This is a genomic window from Amycolatopsis sp. NPDC003865 (assembly GCF_053605345.1).
On sequence record NZ_JBSGJA010000004.1, the window covers coordinates 158,543 to 173,220 of the forward strand.

Consider the following 14,678-nt stretch of genomic DNA (forward strand, 5'->3'; position numbering starts at 1 on the left):
CGCCGGCGAACGGACCTCCCGCCGCGCTGCGAAAGGCCCGTCCGCCGTGGTCAGCTCGTGTGCTGCGGCAGCACGGCGAAGGCGACTCCGCCGGCCTCGTCCTCCTGGACGTCGAGCACCTTGTCGTCGAGCAACGCCGCAGCCTGCGGTTCCAGGAAGACCTTCGGGCCTTCCTCGGCGCCGAGCACGCTGTCGCCCTCCGCGGGTTCGGGGGCGACCGACAGCGCGAGCTGCGCGCTCTCGCCGTCGGCGTTCTGCACCGCCAGGCGGAGCCCGGCGTCACCCTCCCCCTGGCTGGTCAGTGCGGTGATCGCCTCGGCGGCGGCTTCGGTCACGGTCAGCATCTACGGCCTTCCCTTCGTCGCGGTCCGATGCACTGGAAGCCCCCACGCTAGGGGGGTCCGTTCGGACACGCAGTCTGAGCGGATCAGCCCTGCCGTGCCTCGCGGATGGCGTCCGCCACGGACCCGCCCGCGTAGTCCGCCTGTTCGCGCGGATCCGGGTCGGCGTGCCGGCGCGGGATCTCGTCGTCCGGGGCCACCGGCTCGAAGTCCGGCGGCGCGTCCTCGACGGACTCGTCGAGCTCGTCCGCCGGGGTCACCGCGAGCGGCCGCTCCGGCACGGGCTCCGGCTCGGCGTCGGGCACCTCTTCGGCGAGGCGCTGGTCCATCGGCTCGCCCTCGCGGATTTCCCGGGGCGTCGTGCCGAAGCGGTTGGCGGCGCTCCAGTGCTCGGGCGGCTCCACCCCTTCTTCGAGGGGGTCCACGCGCAGCTCGTCTTCGTCCAGCGCTTCGCTGGGGTCCAAGCTTTCCGGTTCGGCCGCGTCACGGTCACTCACTGGTCTCTCCCGGCGCGTAGGCAACAAGCATCATCGGTGGTGACCTACCCGGGGTCCCGGAGGCCGAAACTCCGGTGGTGTCGCCGGGATCACATTTCTTCATCTGGTTTAACACATTCACAAGTTTGTGAACGCGAGGTAGCTTGACACCATGGCCACCAGCAGGTGCGCACCGGAGCACCGGCTCCTCGCCACCGACCCCGAACGCCACCACGAGCTCGGCACGCACGCGGCGTGGTACGTCGTGGCCGGCGTGGTGACGACCGGCGTCCAGGCCGTGCTGTTCCTCCTGCTGCGCGACGAGCTCGGCTCCCAGGTGGCGAACCTGGTCGCGATCGCGCTGACGACGGTCGGGAACACGGAGTTCCACCGCCGCGTGACCTTCTCCGGACGGCGGAGCAACGCGGGGAAGCGGCACCTGCAGGACCTGCTGACGTTCGCCTTCTACGCGGGGTACGGCTCGGCGGTACTGGCGGTCCTGGACGCGGTGGTCGACCGGCCGACGTCGTGGGAGGAGACGGGCACGCTGCTGCTGGCCAGCCTGGTCGGCGGGTTCGTGCGGTTCGCGGTGCTGCGCTGGTGGGTGTTCGCGCACCGCACCGAAGGCGCCGCGGCGGCCCACACCGGCTAGCGTCTGGGGACGTGGCCTCGGACGACATCACGCCCCACGAAGGCGGCACCGAACCGGATTACCGCTTCACGCTGGCGAACGAGCGGACGTTCCTGGCGTGGCTGCGGACGGCGCTGGGGTTGCTGGCGGGCGGGGTCGCGGTCCACCAGCTGGTCCCGGCACCCGCGGCGGCGAGCACGGTGCTGGCGGGGCTGTGCGTGGTACTGGCGGCAGCGCTGGCGGCGACGGCGTACCCGCGCTGGCGACGGGTGCAGATCGCGATGCGGGCCGGCGAGCCGCTGCCGCGGAGCTGGATGATCGTGGTGCTGACGGGCGGGCTGCTGGCGCTGATCGTGGCGGCGGCCGTACTGGTGGCCGTGTCGTGAAGAAGGCGGACGACGGGCGAGCGCGACGGGCCCCGACACCACGGCTCGACCGAGGCCGCCACGCCGTGAAAGAGCCCAGCGGAGGACCACCGCCGCCGACCACGACACCGCGGCCCCGCCACGCCGCGAAAAAGCCAAGCGAAGGGCCACCGCCGCCGACCACGACACCGCGGCGCGGCCGCGCCGGGCGGATGGCGGCCGAGCCCGGAGCGCGGTTGCACGCCGGCCCGCGGCCATCCGTGCGACCACGGACCGCACTCACTTGGACCCCACCCGATCGGGTTACCCACGCCCCGGAGGACGGCGCTCGGGCCATTCGGCTCAACCGGGCTTCACCCCATCCCGGTGCCCGAATACCGCTCCCTCGCGATTATCGCGACGTCAGAAGTACCGTCATCCGCCACCGGACCCCCGCGTGACCAGCCCCGGCGGCGCCCAAGCCGAGCGGACCGGGCTGGCCTGGCGGCGAACCGCCCTCGCCTCCGCCGCCTGCACCGTACTGCTCCTGCACTCCGCCGCCCAGCGCCATTGGGGTGTCTCCCTGCTCCCCGTTCTGCTCGCCGCCGTCACATCCGCCCTGCTCGCGGGCGTTGGCGTGCGGCGGGAACGCGCTCTGCGCGCCGGGCGGCCCGCCGCGTTGAGCCCGATTCTGCCCGCGGCCGCGTCGCTCGCCGTGACCGCGACTGCCGCTTCCGTGGCCGTGCTCCACTGACGGGTGAACTCGGCACATCCTGAAACCGATTAATCGCAATGTGCGCGGCCGGGTCGCGGGAACATCACGACCGCTGCTGCTAACGGGGTATTGGTCGTTGAAATCTGGACTGACGGCGGGAGAGGTGCTTACGATTACCCAGCGTCGCACGGACCGCAGGTGAGCCAGGATCTCGTGGAGTATCTGCGATCGGAAAGTCACAGAGAGTTGACCCCCCGGCAGCGACGGTCGAGGGTCGGCCGGGGAGACGACTCATGACAGCACCGCCGAGGACCACCGAGCAATCCGCCAGCGACGTTCGCGATTATCGCACTCCCGAGTCATTGCCGCGGCCCAGCGGACGGCTCACCAAGGAGGATCTCGACCCGCTCGTCAAGGACGCGGGCGAGGGCAACCCCGCCGCCATCCACAACCTGCTCCAGATGATCGAGCCGGTCGTGGTGCGGTACTGCCGCGCGCGGATGGGCGGGCGCGACCTCTCCTACCTCTCGGCCGACGACGTCGCGCAGGAGGTGTGCCTCGCCGTCCTGAAGGCCCTTCCGGATTATCAGGACCGCGGCGGCTCGTTCCTCTACCTCGTCCACGCGATCGCGGCCAACAAGGTCGCCGACGCCTACCGCGCCGTCGCCCGCGACCGCTCCGAGCCCGTCCCCGAGCTCCCCGAGAGCCCGCACGTCGCCGGCAACGAGCCCGAGTCCCACGCGCTGCACCTCGACCTCGGCGCCCGGCTCGGCCGGCTGCTCGCCTCGCTGCCGCGCGTTCAGCAGGAAATCCTGACCCTGCGCATCGCCGTCGGCTTCTCCGCGCAGGAGACCGCCGAAGCGCTCGGCATCTCCGCGGGCAACGTCCGCGTGACGCAGCACCGCGCCCTGACGCGGCTGCGCGCCATGATCAGCGACGAAGAGTTCTAGGCCACCCCAGCGGCGGGCGGGGAAACCTCTTTTACCCCCTGGAAGAGGTTTCCCCGCTCGCATCCAAGCCGTAGACGCGGCGGGCGTTGTGCTCGAACACGTCCAGCCGCTCGGCGTCCGACAGCGAGCCGGTCAGCGCGATCGCCGCGTCCAGCACCACTTCGTACGAGGCCGCCAGCTCGCAGACCGGCCAGTCCGAGCCGAACAGCAGCCGCGACGGGCCGAAGACGTCCAGCACGTGGTCGACGTACCGGCGCAGGTGCCCGACCTCCCAGCCCGTCCAGTCCGCCTCCGTGACCAGCCCGGAGAGCTTGCACACCACGTTCTCGTGCGCGGCCAGCGCCGCGACGCCCGACGCCCACGGCTCCCACTCCCCCGCCGCGATCGGCGGTTTCGCCGCGTGGTCCAGCACCAGCCGCAGCTCCGGCAGCCGCTCCGCCAGCGAAGCCGCGGCGGGCAGCTGCGGCGCGCGGACCAGCAGGTCGTACGCCAAGCCCGCCGACGCCACCGCACCCAGCCCGGCCAGCACCGACGGGCGCAGCAGCCACTCGTCGTCCGGCTCGCTCTCCGCCTGGTGCCGGATCCCCACCAAGGGGCCTTCCAAGGCGGCCAGCCGATCCACGACGTCCGGCGCCGTGAGGTCCACCCAGCCGACCACGCCCGCGATGACCGGCTCCGCGGCGGCGGCCGCCAGGAACTCCGCGGTCTCTTCCGAAGACGACACCGTCTGGACGAGCACGGTCGCGTGCACCCCGGCCGCCTTGGTCACCGCGCGCAGGTCGTCCACCGTGTACGGACGGCGGATCGGGTCCAGGGCCGACCCCGCCATCCACGGGTACTCACGCCGCGCCGGGTCCCACAGGTGGTGGTGCGCGTCGATCATGAGACTCCTTCGGCGGTGACGACGTCGGCGCGCAGCAGGCCCGCGTCGACCAGCTCGGTCCACAGTTCCGGCGGCACCACGGCCCGCGCGCGGCGCGCGTTGACGCTCACCTGCGCAGGATCATGCGCGCCCACGACCACCGACGCCACCGCGGGATGCGCCATCGGCAGCGCCAGCGCCGCTTCCGGCAGCTCGACGCCGTGCCGCGCGCAGACCGCCGCGATCTCGGCGGCCCGCTCGACCAGTTCGGCCGGGGCTTCGGCGTAGTCGTAGAAGCGGCCCGGCTCGGCCGTCGCCAGGATGCCGCCGTTGAACGCGCCGCCGGCGACGACGGAAACCCCGCGGTCGAGGCAGAGCGGCAGCAGCTCGTCGAGCGCCGGCTGGTCGAGCAGCGTGTAGCGCCCCGCCACCAGCAGCACGTCGAGGTCGGTGCGGCGGACGAACTCGGTGAGCATCGGCGCCTGGTTCATGCCGGCGCCGAACGCGCCGATCACGCCCTGCTCGCGCAGTTCGCGCAACGCCGGGAAGGCGCCGCGCAGCGCCTCTTCGAAGTGGTCGTCGGGGTCGTGGACGTAGACGATGTCGACGCGGTCGAGCCCGAGCCGCGTCAAGCTGTCCTCGAGGGAGCGCAGGACGCCGTCGCGGCTGAAGTCCCAGCGCCGCTTGTACGCGGCCGGGACGGCGAAGCCCTGGTCGTCGGTCGCGCCGGCGCCGTCCGGGTTCGGCTCCAGCACACGCCCGACCTTCGTGGACAGCACGTACTCGTCGCGGGGGAACGACCGCAGCGCCGCGCCGAGGCGGGTCTCGGAGAGGCCGAGGCCGTAGTGCGGCGCCGTGTCGAAGTACCGGACGCCCTCGTCCCACGCGCGGCGCACGGTCGCGGCCGCCGTCTCGTCGCTGATCGCGTGGTAGAGGTTGCCCAGCTGCGCGCAGCCGAGCCCCAGCGGGGACAGGGGGATTTCCAACGCCGTCACTCCTTTTCCGGCAGTTCCCAGACCAGCCCGATGCCGGTGTCTCCGCCGGAGTAGTCGTCTTCGACGGCCAGCAGCTCCGCCATCCTGGCCTGCCAGGGGACGTTCGCGGGGTGGTCGCGCAGGGCCGCCCGCATCGCCGCGTAGTCGTCGACTTCGACGACGTGGAAGAGGTCGAGACCGTTACGCCAGATCCGCCAGGTGCGGACGCCGGCTTCGCGCAGGGCGACGTCCAGCTCGGGCGGGATGACGGCGTGGACGGACTCGTACTCGGCTTCCTTGCCGGGCTTGAGCCTCGTGTGCAGAGCCACTCTTTGTGGTTCGCGTTGGTGGGTCATCACCACTCCTTGGCCGGGTCATGGCACGCTGGTGTCGAACACCGAAACATCCGAGGTCTGTTGCAGGGAAGGCGGACGCGATGCCCGTCACCGATGTCGCGATCGACAAGATCAAGGACATGATCATCTCCGGCGAGCTGGCGCCGGGCGACCGGCTGCCGAAGGAGGCCGAGCTGGCCCAGCGGCTCGGGCTGTCGCGCAGTTCCCTGCGGGAAGCCGTCAAGGCGTTGTGCCTGATCAGGGTGCTCGACGTCCGCCAGGGCGACGGTACGTACGTCACCAGCCTCGAGCCGAACCTGCTGCTCGACGCGATGACGTTCGTGGTCGACTTCCACCGCGACGACACCGTGCTCGACTTCCTCGCCGTGCGGCGGATCCTCGAGCCGGCGGCCACCGCGATGGCCGCGCTGCACATGAGCGACGACGACATCACCGAGCTGGGCCAGCTGCTCGGCGAGCTGGAGGACTCCCCGACCGTCGAAGCGCTCGTCGCGAACGACCTGCAGTTCCACCGCAAGATCGCCGACGGTTCCGGCAACCCGGTGCTGTGCTCGCTGCTCGACAGCCTGTCCGGGCCGACGGCTCGCGCGCGGATCTGGCGCGGCCTCACCCAGGAGGGCGCGGTCGCGAAGACCCGCGAGCAGCACACCGCGATCTACGAGGCGATCGCGGCCCGCGAGCCGGAGCTGGCGCGCTCGTGGGCGACCGTGCACGTCGCGGGCGTCGAACAGTGGCTGCGCAACGCGCTGGGCACCGCGGACGACCCGACGGTGGACGACGGGCCGGCCGCGGAAGCCTCCTGACAGTGATCCGATGATCACGGAGTGACCATCAGGTCTGGGGCTTTCCACCCGCGTACCGGGCGATGATCAGCGCGACCAGGATGATGGCGCCGTAGATCGCGCCCTGCCACTCCGCCGTCACGTGCGCGTAGTTGAGCAGGCTCGACACCGATGACAGCAGCAGCACGCCGGTGAGGGCGCCCACGAGGGTGCCCTTGCCGCCGTCGAGCGAGACACCGCCGATCACCGCCGCCGCGAACACCTGCAGGATCATGCCGGAACCCTGGTTGGCGCCCAAGGCCCCGACGTAACCCGTGTACGCGAGCCCGCCGATCGCCGCGAGGATCCCGGCGACGACGAACACCGCCCACGCGATCCGGTCGACGCGCACGCCCGCCGCCCGCGCGGCTTCGCGGTTGCCGCCGATCGCGTACAGCGCGCGGCCGACGCGGTGGTAGCGCAGCACCCAGCCGGCGATCGCGAACAGCACCGCCGCCAGCCACACCGACATCGGCAGCCCGGCGAACGTCGTCGTCGCCAGGTTCGTGAACGAGTCGGGCAGGTTGAACAGCGTCTTGCCCTTGGTCGAGCCGACCTGGACGCCGCGCAGCACGGTCAGCATCGCCAGCGTCACGATGAAGGCGTTCAGCTTCAGCTTCACGATCAGGAAGCCGTTGACGAACCCGACCAGCGCGCCGCACAGCGGGATCACCAGCAGCCCGATCGCGGCCGGCAGCTCGACGCCGAAGCCCGCCGACGCCGCCGGGATCACGACCATCGCGCCGAGCGCCGGCGCCAGGCCCATCGTGGATTCCAGCGACAGGTCGAACTTCCCGGTGATCAGCACCAGCGACTCGCCCAGCACGACCAGCGACAGCGCCGCCGACGCGGTCAGGATGCTGACGATGTTGCTCCAGCCGACGAACGTGTCGTCGACCAGGCCGCCGATGACGAACACCACGACCAGCGCGGGCAGCAGCGCGAGTTCGCGCAGCCAGACGGCTTTGCGGCGCCGCGGTGGAGCGGGCAGCTCCGTCTGGGGAGAGGTCATCACGTCGGTCACGAAAGCTCGACTCCTTCGATGTCGGCCACGAGGTCGCCGTCGGACCACCCGGCCTGGTGTTCGGCGACGACGGCCCCGGCGCGCAGCACCAGGACGCGGTCGCTCAGGCGCAGGTCGTCGAGCTCGTCGCTGACGATCAGCACCGCCTTGCCCTCGGCGCGCACCCGGTCGACGACCGCGAGCAGCGCCTCCTTCGACTTCACGTCCACCCCGGCGGTCGGGTTGATCAGCACCACGACCCGCGGGTCGCCGATCAGGGCCCGGGCCAGCACGACCTTCTGCTGGTTGCCGCCGGACAGGTCGGACACGGGCTGGTCGGCGCCCGCGGCCACGATGTCGTAGTCCTTCAGTGCTTGCGACGCCTTCGCGCGCCGGGCAGTGGGCGACGCGATCCCGCCGCGGCCCATTCGGTCCAAAATGGACAGAGTGGCGTTGTCGGCGATCGAGTGCTCCAGGACCAGACCTTCGTGGTGCCGGTCGCGCGGCACGCAGCCGATGCCCGCCCGGATCGCCGCCGGGATGTCGCCCGGCCGCAGCGGCGAGCCGTCGACGCGGACCGTGCCCGCGGACGGCGTCCGCAGGCCGTAGACGGTCTCGGCGACCTGGTGCTTGCCGCTGGCGTTGCTGCCCGCGAGGCCGACGACTTCGCCGCGACGCAGCCGGAAGGAGACGTCGCGGAAGCCGTCGCCGGTCAGCCCGTCCACCGAAAGGATCTCCGCGACGTCCGCTTCGAGGGATTCCCGGGACGCGGCGTCGCGGACCGACAGGCCGCCCGGCTCGCCGGTCATCGCGTCGACCAGTTCGGCCTTCCCGACCTCGGCGACCGGCGCGGTGAGCACGTGCTTCGCGTCGCGCAGCACGGTCACCGCCTGGCAGACCTCGTACACCTCGTGCAGGTGGTGGGAGATGAACAGGAACGTCACCCCGCCCGCCTGCATCTGGCGCATCCGTTCGAAGAGCCGCTCGATGGCCTGGCTGTCCAGCTGCGCGGTCGGTTCGTCGAGGACGATGAACCGGGCGCCGTAGGACAGCGCGCGGGCGATCTCGACGAACTGCCGGTCCTCGACCGACAGCTCCCCGGCCGGGGTGTCGACGTCGACGTGCACATCCCACGAGTCGAGCAGCTCGCGGGCCTTGCGCCGCAACGACTTCCAGCCGATCGAGAACCCGCCGCCCGCCTGCCGGTTGAGGAACAGGTTTTCGGCGACGGTCAGCTGCGGGACGACCATCGCGTGCTGGTAAACGCAGGCGACGCGCGCCTTCCAGTCGTCCTGCCTGGACAGTGGCGGGGCCGGCTCGCCGCCGAACTCGACGTGCCCGGTGTCCGTGGCGGACAGTCCGGTGAGGATGGAGACGAGCGTCGACTTGCCGGCCCCGTTGCGCCCGACGAGCGCGTGCGACTCGCCGGGGCGCACGGTGAGGCTGACGTCGTGCAGCGCCACGGTCGGGCCGTAGCGCTTTCCGACCCCTACGGCGCTGACCACTCCGGCGGCGGATTCGCCGGCGGGCAGCGCGGTCACAGGTTGTTCCCCCAGAGGGCCTTGTCGTCCACGTTGTCCTTGGTGATGACGGGCGCGGGCAGCTGGTCCTCGAGGATGCCGGGGCTGATCTCGACGATGGTGCTGTCGTGGTCGGTCGGGCCGGCCTTGAACGTCTCGCCCGCCATGGCCTTCTTCAGCCAGTACAGGCCGTACTTCGCGTAGGCGTCGGCCGGCTGGGACACGGTGGCGTCCAGCTCGCCGGCGCGGATCGCGGCCAGCTCCTGCGGGATGCCGTCGTTGGACACGAGCACGATGTGCTTCGGGTCCCCGACCGGGAAGAAGAGGTTCTTGCGCTTGAGGGCCTGCTCGGTCGGGGCCAGGTAGACGCCGCCGGCCTGCATGTAGACGCCCTTGATGTCCGGGTTGGCGGTCAGCATGCTGTCCAGGCCGGAGGACGCCTTGTCGGCTTTCCACTCGGCCGGGATCTCGAGCACCTGGATGCCGGGGTACTTCGATTTCATGCAGTCGCGGAAGGCCTCCGAGCGGTCGCGGCCGTTGACCGAGGCCAGGTCGCCCATGATCTGCACGACCTTGCCGGACTTGACCTTCTCGCCGATCGCTTCGCAGGCCTTGGTGCCGTAGGCCTTGTTGTCGGCCCGCACCACCATGGCGACCTTGCCGCCTTCGGGGGCGACGTCCACGGCGACGACCGGCACGCCCTTGTTCTCGGCCTGCTTGAGCCCGGCGACGATCGCGGCCGAGTCCAGCGGCGTCACGACCAGGCCCTTGACGCCCTGGTTGAGGAAGGTGCCGATGTCGGTGATCAGCTTCGCGGGGTCGCTGTCGGCGTTGACCGTCGGGAGGACGTCGACGCCCTCTTCCTTGGCCATCTTGGGCACGTAGTTGTTGTAGGCCTGCCAGAACGGCGAGGTCAGCAGGGGCAGCGTGGCCCCGACCTTGCCGCCGGCGCCGCCGCCCGCCGCGGGCGCCGCCGCGTTGTCCTTCGTGGACCCACAGGCGGCCAGAACCAGGCCGCAGGCGGCGACCGCGGCCACCTTGATCACCTTCGTGCGCACAGCATCCTCCTTGATGACGGCGGGGAAGTCTTCTAGTCGTGGTGAACGGGGCCGCGAGGACGCAGGCCGTACATGCCGCCGTCGACCGCGAGCGCGGTGCCGGTGGTCGAGGCGGAGAGGGGGCTGGCGAGGTAGACGATCGCGTTCGCGACCTCGCCGGCGGTGACCAGCCGGCCCATCGGCTGGCGGGCGGCGAGAGCGGCGCGTTCGGCCGCCGGGTCGTCGGCCGCGTCGAGCAGGCGGCCGACCCACGGGGTGTCCGCCGTGCCCGGGCACACGCAGTTGACGCGGATGCCGTCGGGCAGGTGGTCGGTCGCCATGGCCAGGGTCAGCGAAAGCACCGCGCCCTTGCTGGCCGAGTAGAGCGCGCGGTTGGGCAGGCCGGCCCAGGCCGCGATGGAGCAGGTGTTGACGATCGCCGCGGACGGCGAGTTCTTCAGGTGCGGCAACGCGGCGCGGGCGAGCCGGACCATGCCGACGACGTTGACGTCGAACACGCGGTGCCATTCGTCGTCGTCGTTGCCGGTGACGTCGCCCTGGGCGCCGATGCCGGCGTTGTTGACGAGGATGTCGAGGCGCCCGAAGCGGTCCACGACGGCGTCGATCGCCGACCGGACTTCGTCGTCGGAGGAGACGTCGCAGCGGATGCCGTCGTCACCCGGCTTCAGGTCCAGCGCCGCCACCTGCGCGCCGCGCTCGGCCAGCAGGTCCGCGGCCGCCTTGCCGATGCCCGAGGCGCCTCCGGTGACGGCGGCCACCAGGCCCTCGAATTCACTCACGTGCGGTCTCCGTCCACTCGGGACCGTCCGGGAAGCGGAACCGGCGCAGCGTGGCGTCGTGCATGCGCGCGGAGAACCCGGGTGCGGTCGGGGCGAGGTACCGGCCGCGCTCGACGACGGCCGGGTCGGTGAAGTGCTCGTGCAGGTGGTCGACCCACTCGATCGAGCGGTCCGCGTCGGTGCCGGACACCGCCACGAAGTCGAACATCGACAGGTGCCGCACGAGTTCGCAGAGCCCGACGCCACCCGCGTGCGGGCACACCGGGACGCCGAACTTGGCGGCCAGCAACAGGATCGCGAGGTTCTCGTTGAACCCGCCGACGCGCGCGGCGTCCAGCTGCAGCACCGAAATCGCGTCCGCCTGCAGCAGCTGCTTGAAGACCACGCGGTTCTGGACGTGCTCCCCGGTCGCGACGCGGATGGGCGCAAGCGCTTTCGCGATGGCCGCGTGGCCGAGGACGTCGTCGGGGGACGTCGGTTCCTCGATCCAATACGGGTCGTACGGCGCGAGCGCGGTCATCCAGGTGACCGCGGCCGAGACGTCCCAGCGCTGGTTGGCGTCGACGGCGATCCGGACGTCCTGGCCCACGGTCTCGCGGGCGAGCTTCATGCGCCGGACGTCGTCCTCGAGGTTGCCGCCGACCTTCAGCTTGATCATCTCGAAGCCGTCGGCGACGGCCTGTTCGGCGAGCCGCACGAGCTTCGCGTCGGCGTACCCGAGCCAGCCGGGGGACGTGCTGTAGGCGCGGTAGCCGTGCGCTTCGAGCTGCTTCACGCGTTCGGCGCGGCCGGGTTCCGCGCGCCGCAGGATCTCCAGGGCCTCGGCCTCGGTGAGCGCGTCGGACAGGTACCGGAAGTCGACCAGGGACACCAGTTCTTCCGGTGTCATGCGCGCCGCGAACCGCCAGACGGGCAGGCTCGCGCGGCGGGCGGCGAGGTCCCAGGCAGCGTTGACGATCGCGCCGACGGCCATGTGCGCGACGCCCTTTTCCGGGCCCAGCCAGCGGAACTGCGAGTCGCCGACGAGGGTGCGCGAGAGGTCGCCGAGTGCGGCCGCGTCCTCGGGGACGTCCCGGCCGACGACGTGCGGGGCGAGCGCCCGGATCGCCGCGGCCTGGACGTCGTTGCCGCGGCCGATGGTGAACGCGAGGCCGTAGCCGTCCGGGCCGCCGTCGGTGTGCAGCACCACGTAGGCGGCCGAGTAGTCCGGGTCGGGGTTCATCGCGTCCGAGCCGTCCAGTTCCTTCGACGTCGGGAACCGGACGTCGAGGACCTCCATGCCGGTGATCTTCGCCATGGTCAGGCCTGCCTCGCGACCTGGCGCTGCCGGCCGAGCCCGTCGATCTCGAGCTCGATGACGTCGCCGTCGCGCAGGTACGGCTTCGGGTCGGGCTGTCCGAGCGCGACACCTTCGGGCGTGCCGGTGTTGATCAGGTCGCCCGGCCGCAGCACCATCACCTGGCTCAGGTGGTGGATGATCTCGGCCACCGAGAAGATCATGTCCTTGGTGGAGGAGTCCTGCTTCTTCTCGCCGTTGATCCACAGGCGCAGGCCGAGGTCCTGCGGGTCGGGCACCTCGCCCGCCGGGACGAGCGCCGGGCCGAGCGGGTTGAAGTTCTCGCACGACTTTCCCTTGTCCCACTGGGCGGTGCGGAACTGCAGCGCGCGCTCGGAGACGTCGTTCGACACGACGTAACCGGCGACGTACCCGAGGGCTTCCTCGACGCTCTCGAGGTAGCGGGCGGTCTTGCCGATGACGACGCCGAGCTCGACCTCCCAGTCGGTGCTGACCGAGCCGCGCGGGATGAGGACGTCGTCACCGGGGCCGACCACGACGTCCGGCGCCTTCATGAAGACGACCGGCTCGGTGGGCGGCGTCGCGCCGGTTTCCTCGGCGTGGCGGCGGTAGTTCATGCCGATGCAGACGACCTTGCCGGGCTGCGCGACGGGCGAGCCGACCCGCAGGCCGCCGACGTCCGCCTTCGGCAGTTCCCCGGCGGCGAGCGCGGCGGCCGCGCGGGCGATGCCGTCCGCGGCGAGGAAACCGCCGTCGACGTCGGCGGTCAGCCCGCCCAGCTCGTAGGTCGTGCCGTCGTCGGCACGCACGAACGGACGCTCACTTCCCGGCTCCCCGAGGCGCACAAGCTGCACGGATTTTCCCTTCACCCGCCCGACCAGACATCCGATGTATATCGCAGCCGGTTCGCTCGATCCAGAGCTGACGCCCAATCGGTCGGAAAATTGATCGGATCAGTACCGGTACAGTGCTCGCCCACCCACGGCGTGTCACCGATCACAGCCCGGAATAGCGCAGGTCAGCGCGTCGCTGGTCGGAACCGAGACCGACGGGAGGCGCATGACCACCACGGCGGAACGCACCGCGCCGAACAGGCGGTCGCGGCTGAAGTTCGTCCTTGTCCTGGGCGGGCTCTCGGCGTTCGGCCCCCTGTCGATCGACATGTACCTGCCCGCGCTGCCGCGGATGGCGGCCGACCTGCGCGCGGCGGACACGACGGTCCAGCTGACGCTCGGCGCGTTCATCGCCGGCCTGGCGCTGGGACAGCTGGTGGTCGGGCCGCTGTCGGACGCGCTCGGCCGCCGCCGCCCGCTGCTGGCAGGGCTCGCGCTGTACGTCGTGGGGTCGGTGCTGTGCGCGGTGAGCCCGGACGCGGGGCTGCTGATCGCCGCGCGGCTGGTGCAGGCCCTCGGCGCGGCGGCGGGCATCGTGATCGCCCGCGCCACCGTGCGCGACCTGTTCTCCGGCACCGCGATGACGAAGTTCTTCTCGACGCTGATGCTGGTCAGCGGGCTGGCCCCGATCCTCGCGCCGCTGATCGGCGGGCAGCTGCTGAACTGGACGTCGTGGCGCGGGGTGTTCGTGGTGCTGACCGCGTTCGGGGCACTGCTGCTGGCCGTGGTGGCGTTCTTCCTGCCGGAGCCCTCGCCGCTCCGCTCCCCCGCACGGCTCGGCCGCGTGATGCGGACCTACGGACGGCTGGTGCTGGACCGGTCGTTCGCCGGGTACGCGCTGGCGTCCGGGCTGCTGTTCGCGTCGATGTTCGCCTACATCTCGGGGTCGTCGTTCGCGTTGCAGGGCGTGTACGGGCTGAGCCCGCAGGCGTACAGCGTGGTGTTCGGCGTCAACGGCGTCGGCATCGTGCTGGCCGGCCAGCTGAACGGCCGGCTCGCCGGGCGGGTGCCGGAACGCGTCCTGCTGCTTTCCGGGCTGCTGCTGGGCGTTTTCGGCGGGGCCTCGGTGCTGGCTTCGGCGCTCTTCCGGGCGCCGCTGGCCCTGCTGCTGGTGTCGTTGTTCCTGCTGGTGTCGAGCGTCGGGCTCGTGACGCCGAACGCGAGTTCGCTGGCGCTGGCGTCCCACGCGCGCTCGGCGGGCGCGGCGTCGGCGTTGCTGGGCGTGCTGCAGTTCGTGGTGGGCGCGGTGGCGACGCCGCTGGTCGGGCTCGGCGGGCCGGGGACGGCGGTGCCGATGGCCGCGACCATGGCCGGGTTCGCGCTGCTGGCCCTGCTGGCCTACCTGACCCTGGCGCGCGAAGTCACTTCCTGAGCAGGCGCTCCAGTTCTTCACCGGCCGGTTCGTGGCCGGCGTCGGCGATGCGCTGCAGCTCCAGGAGGTCTTCCGCGGCGACCGCGCGGCGGGTCAGCAGCGCGCCGGCGTGGTCGCAGCCTTCGTCGAGCAGCTCGCTCAGCCCTTCGACGTCGCCGCGGGCGTCGGCGAGGTCGGCGAGCCGGTCGAGCGCCGTTTCGTTGCCCTCGTCGGCCAGCGCGCGCAGGGTCTCGTAGTCCGCCATGCCGGTCATCCTGCGACCTTGCCCCTGGGGCAAGGTCAAGTG

General features: G+C 71.6%; 18 protein-coding genes. 6 read left to right on the plus strand and 12 right to left on the minus strand.

Going from position 1 to position 14,678, the window contains the following annotated elements; all coding sequences use genetic code 11:
• Positions 1-50: 50 nt before the first annotated feature.
• Both ACWEVP_RS12325 and ACWEVP_RS12330 read right to left on the minus strand, forming a co-directional pair.
• A complete protein-coding gene (locus tag ACWEVP_RS12325; protein ID WP_020644357.1) occupies positions 51-344 on the minus strand; it encodes an iron-sulfur cluster biosynthesis family protein in 294 nt (97 codons plus the stop codon).
• Between the two features lie 83 nt (positions 345-427).
• The gene (locus ACWEVP_RS12330; protein ID WP_452062619.1) at positions 428-838 is read right to left on the minus strand and encodes a hypothetical protein; all 411 of its coding nucleotides are present in this window, start codon (positions 836-838) and stop codon (positions 428-430) included.
• Positions 839-989: 151 nt separating this feature from the next.
• Here ACWEVP_RS12330 and ACWEVP_RS12335 point away from each other — a divergent pair, with 151 nt between their 5' ends.
• The 4 genes from ACWEVP_RS12335 to shbA all read left to right on the plus strand — a co-directional run bounded on the left by ACWEVP_RS12335 (position 990) and on the right by shbA (position 3,457).
• A complete protein-coding gene (locus ACWEVP_RS12335) occupies positions 990-1,469 on the plus strand; it encodes a GtrA family protein (RefSeq protein WP_452062620.1) in 480 nt (159 codons plus the stop codon).
• Positions 1,470-1,480: 11 nt separating this feature from the next.
• The gene (locus ACWEVP_RS12340) at positions 1,481-1,834 is read left to right on the plus strand and encodes a YidH family protein (RefSeq protein WP_452062621.1); all 354 of its coding nucleotides are present in this window, start codon (positions 1,481-1,483) and stop codon (positions 1,832-1,834) included.
• A gap of 415 nt (positions 1,835-2,249) precedes the next feature.
• Positions 2,250-2,546, plus strand: a complete 297-nt coding sequence (locus ACWEVP_RS12345) for a DUF202 domain-containing protein (RefSeq protein WP_452062622.1) — start codon at positions 2,250-2,252, stop codon at positions 2,544-2,546.
• A gap of 254 nt (positions 2,547-2,800) precedes the next feature.
• Positions 2,801-3,457, plus strand: coding sequence for an RNA polymerase sigma factor ShbA (gene shbA / locus ACWEVP_RS12350; protein WP_452062623.1), 657 nt, complete (start codon positions 2,801-2,803; stop codon positions 3,455-3,457).
• Positions 3,458-3,488: 31 nt separating this feature from the next.
• Here the strand turns inward: shbA and ACWEVP_RS12355 are convergent, their stop codons facing one another.
• Genes ACWEVP_RS12355 through ACWEVP_RS12365 form a run of 3 tightly spaced genes read right to left on the minus strand, consistent with a single transcriptional unit; the run spans position 3,489 to position 5,649 of the window.
• A complete protein-coding gene (locus ACWEVP_RS12355) occupies positions 3,489-4,340 on the minus strand; it encodes an amidohydrolase family protein (protein ID WP_452062624.1) in 852 nt (283 codons plus the stop codon).
• Positions 4,337-5,305: an aldo/keto reductase gene (locus ACWEVP_RS12360; RefSeq protein ID WP_452062625.1), complete on the minus strand. Its 969-nt coding sequence runs from the start codon at positions 5,303-5,305 to the stop codon at positions 4,337-4,339. Before ACWEVP_RS12360 ends, ACWEVP_RS12355 begins: the two co-directional genes overlap by 4 nt.
• Before the next feature lie 5 nt (positions 5,306-5,310).
• Positions 5,311-5,649: an L-rhamnose mutarotase gene (locus ACWEVP_RS12365; RefSeq protein WP_364515797.1), complete on the minus strand. Its 339-nt coding sequence runs from the start codon at positions 5,647-5,649 to the stop codon at positions 5,311-5,313.
• 80 nt (positions 5,650-5,729) lie between these two features.
• On the opposite strand from ACWEVP_RS12365, the gene ACWEVP_RS12370 reads away from it, so the two are divergent.
• Positions 5,730-6,452 carry a FadR/GntR family transcriptional regulator gene (locus ACWEVP_RS12370; protein WP_452062626.1) on the plus strand — a complete coding sequence of 241 codons (723 nt, stop codon included), beginning with the start codon at positions 5,730-5,732 and terminating at the stop codon, positions 6,450-6,452.
• Between the two features lie 28 nt (positions 6,453-6,480).
• On the opposite strand, the gene ACWEVP_RS12375 is transcribed toward ACWEVP_RS12370, so the two are convergent.
• From ACWEVP_RS12375 to ACWEVP_RS12400, 6 genes are read right to left on the minus strand one after another with little or no spacing between them, the layout of a single operon-like run.
• Positions 6,481-7,494, minus strand: coding sequence for an ABC transporter permease (locus ACWEVP_RS12375; RefSeq protein ID WP_452062627.1), 1,014 nt, complete (start codon positions 7,492-7,494; stop codon positions 6,481-6,483).
• Positions 7,491-9,014, minus strand: a complete 1,524-nt coding sequence (locus tag ACWEVP_RS12380) for a sugar ABC transporter ATP-binding protein (RefSeq protein WP_452062628.1) — start codon at positions 9,012-9,014, stop codon at positions 7,491-7,493. Before ACWEVP_RS12380 ends, ACWEVP_RS12375 begins: the two co-directional genes overlap by 4 nt.
• Positions 9,011-10,051, minus strand: a complete 1,041-nt coding sequence (locus tag ACWEVP_RS12385; RefSeq protein WP_452062629.1) for a sugar ABC transporter substrate-binding protein — start codon at positions 10,049-10,051, stop codon at positions 9,011-9,013. The genes ACWEVP_RS12380 and ACWEVP_RS12385 overlap by 4 nt, the downstream gene beginning before the upstream one ends.
• Positions 10,052-10,083: 32 nt before the next feature.
• Positions 10,084-10,830 carry an SDR family NAD(P)-dependent oxidoreductase gene (locus tag ACWEVP_RS12390; RefSeq protein ID WP_452062630.1) on the minus strand — a complete coding sequence of 249 codons (747 nt, stop codon included), beginning with the start codon at positions 10,828-10,830 and terminating at the stop codon, positions 10,084-10,086.
• Positions 10,823-12,127 (minus strand): enolase C-terminal domain-like protein, encoded by a 1,305-nt coding sequence (locus ACWEVP_RS12395; RefSeq protein WP_452062631.1) that lies wholly within the window; start codon positions 12,125-12,127, stop codon positions 10,823-10,825. The genes ACWEVP_RS12390 and ACWEVP_RS12395 overlap by 8 nt, the downstream gene beginning before the upstream one ends.
• A gap of 2 nt (positions 12,128-12,129) precedes the next feature.
• Entirely contained in the window at positions 12,130-12,981 is an 852-nt protein-coding gene (locus ACWEVP_RS12400; RefSeq protein ID WP_452062632.1) for a fumarylacetoacetate hydrolase family protein, read from the minus strand.
• A 205-nt stretch (positions 12,982-13,186) separates the two neighbouring features.
• Between ACWEVP_RS12400 and ACWEVP_RS12405 the strand changes: the two genes are divergently transcribed.
• Entirely contained in the window at positions 13,187-14,392 is a 1,206-nt protein-coding gene (locus ACWEVP_RS12405; RefSeq protein ID WP_452062633.1) for a multidrug effflux MFS transporter, read from the plus strand.
• Here ACWEVP_RS12405 and ACWEVP_RS12410 read toward each other — a convergent pair.
• Positions 14,382-14,645, minus strand: coding sequence for a hypothetical protein (locus tag ACWEVP_RS12410; protein ID WP_452062634.1), 264 nt, complete (start codon positions 14,643-14,645; stop codon positions 14,382-14,384). The genes ACWEVP_RS12405 and ACWEVP_RS12410 overlap by 11 nt on opposite strands.
• Positions 14,646-14,678 lie beyond the last annotated feature (33 nt).

Bases quoted from the DNA above. Each gene is read 5' to 3' on its own strand.
- ACWEVP_RS12355 (WP_452062624.1), bottom strand. From the start codon at position 4,340: ATGATCGACGCGCACCACCACCTGTGGGACCCGGCGCGGCGTGAGTAC.
- ACWEVP_RS12365 (WP_364515797.1), bottom strand. From the start codon at position 5,649: ATGACCCACCAACGCGAACCACAAAGAGTGGCTCTGCACACGAGGCTC.
- ACWEVP_RS12405 (WP_452062633.1), top strand. From the start codon at position 13,187: ATGACCACCACGGCGGAACGCACCGCGCCGAACAGGCGGTCGCGGCTG.
- ACWEVP_RS12370 (WP_452062626.1), top strand. From the start codon at position 5,730: ATGCCCGTCACCGATGTCGCGATCGACAAGATCAAGGACATGATCATC.
- ACWEVP_RS12395 (WP_452062631.1), bottom strand. From the start codon at position 12,127: ATGGCGAAGATCACCGGCATGGAGGTCCTCGACGTCCGGTTCCCGACG.
- ACWEVP_RS12325 (WP_020644357.1), bottom strand. From the start codon at position 344: ATGCTGACCGTGACCGAAGCCGCCGCCGAGGCGATCACCGCACTGACC.
- shbA (WP_452062623.1), top strand. From the start codon at position 2,801: ATGACAGCACCGCCGAGGACCACCGAGCAATCCGCCAGCGACGTTCGC.
- ACWEVP_RS12410 (WP_452062634.1), bottom strand. From the start codon at position 14,645: ATGACCGGCATGGCGGACTACGAGACCCTGCGCGCGCTGGCCGACGAG.
- ACWEVP_RS12335 (WP_452062620.1), top strand. From the start codon at position 990: ATGGCCACCAGCAGGTGCGCACCGGAGCACCGGCTCCTCGCCACCGAC.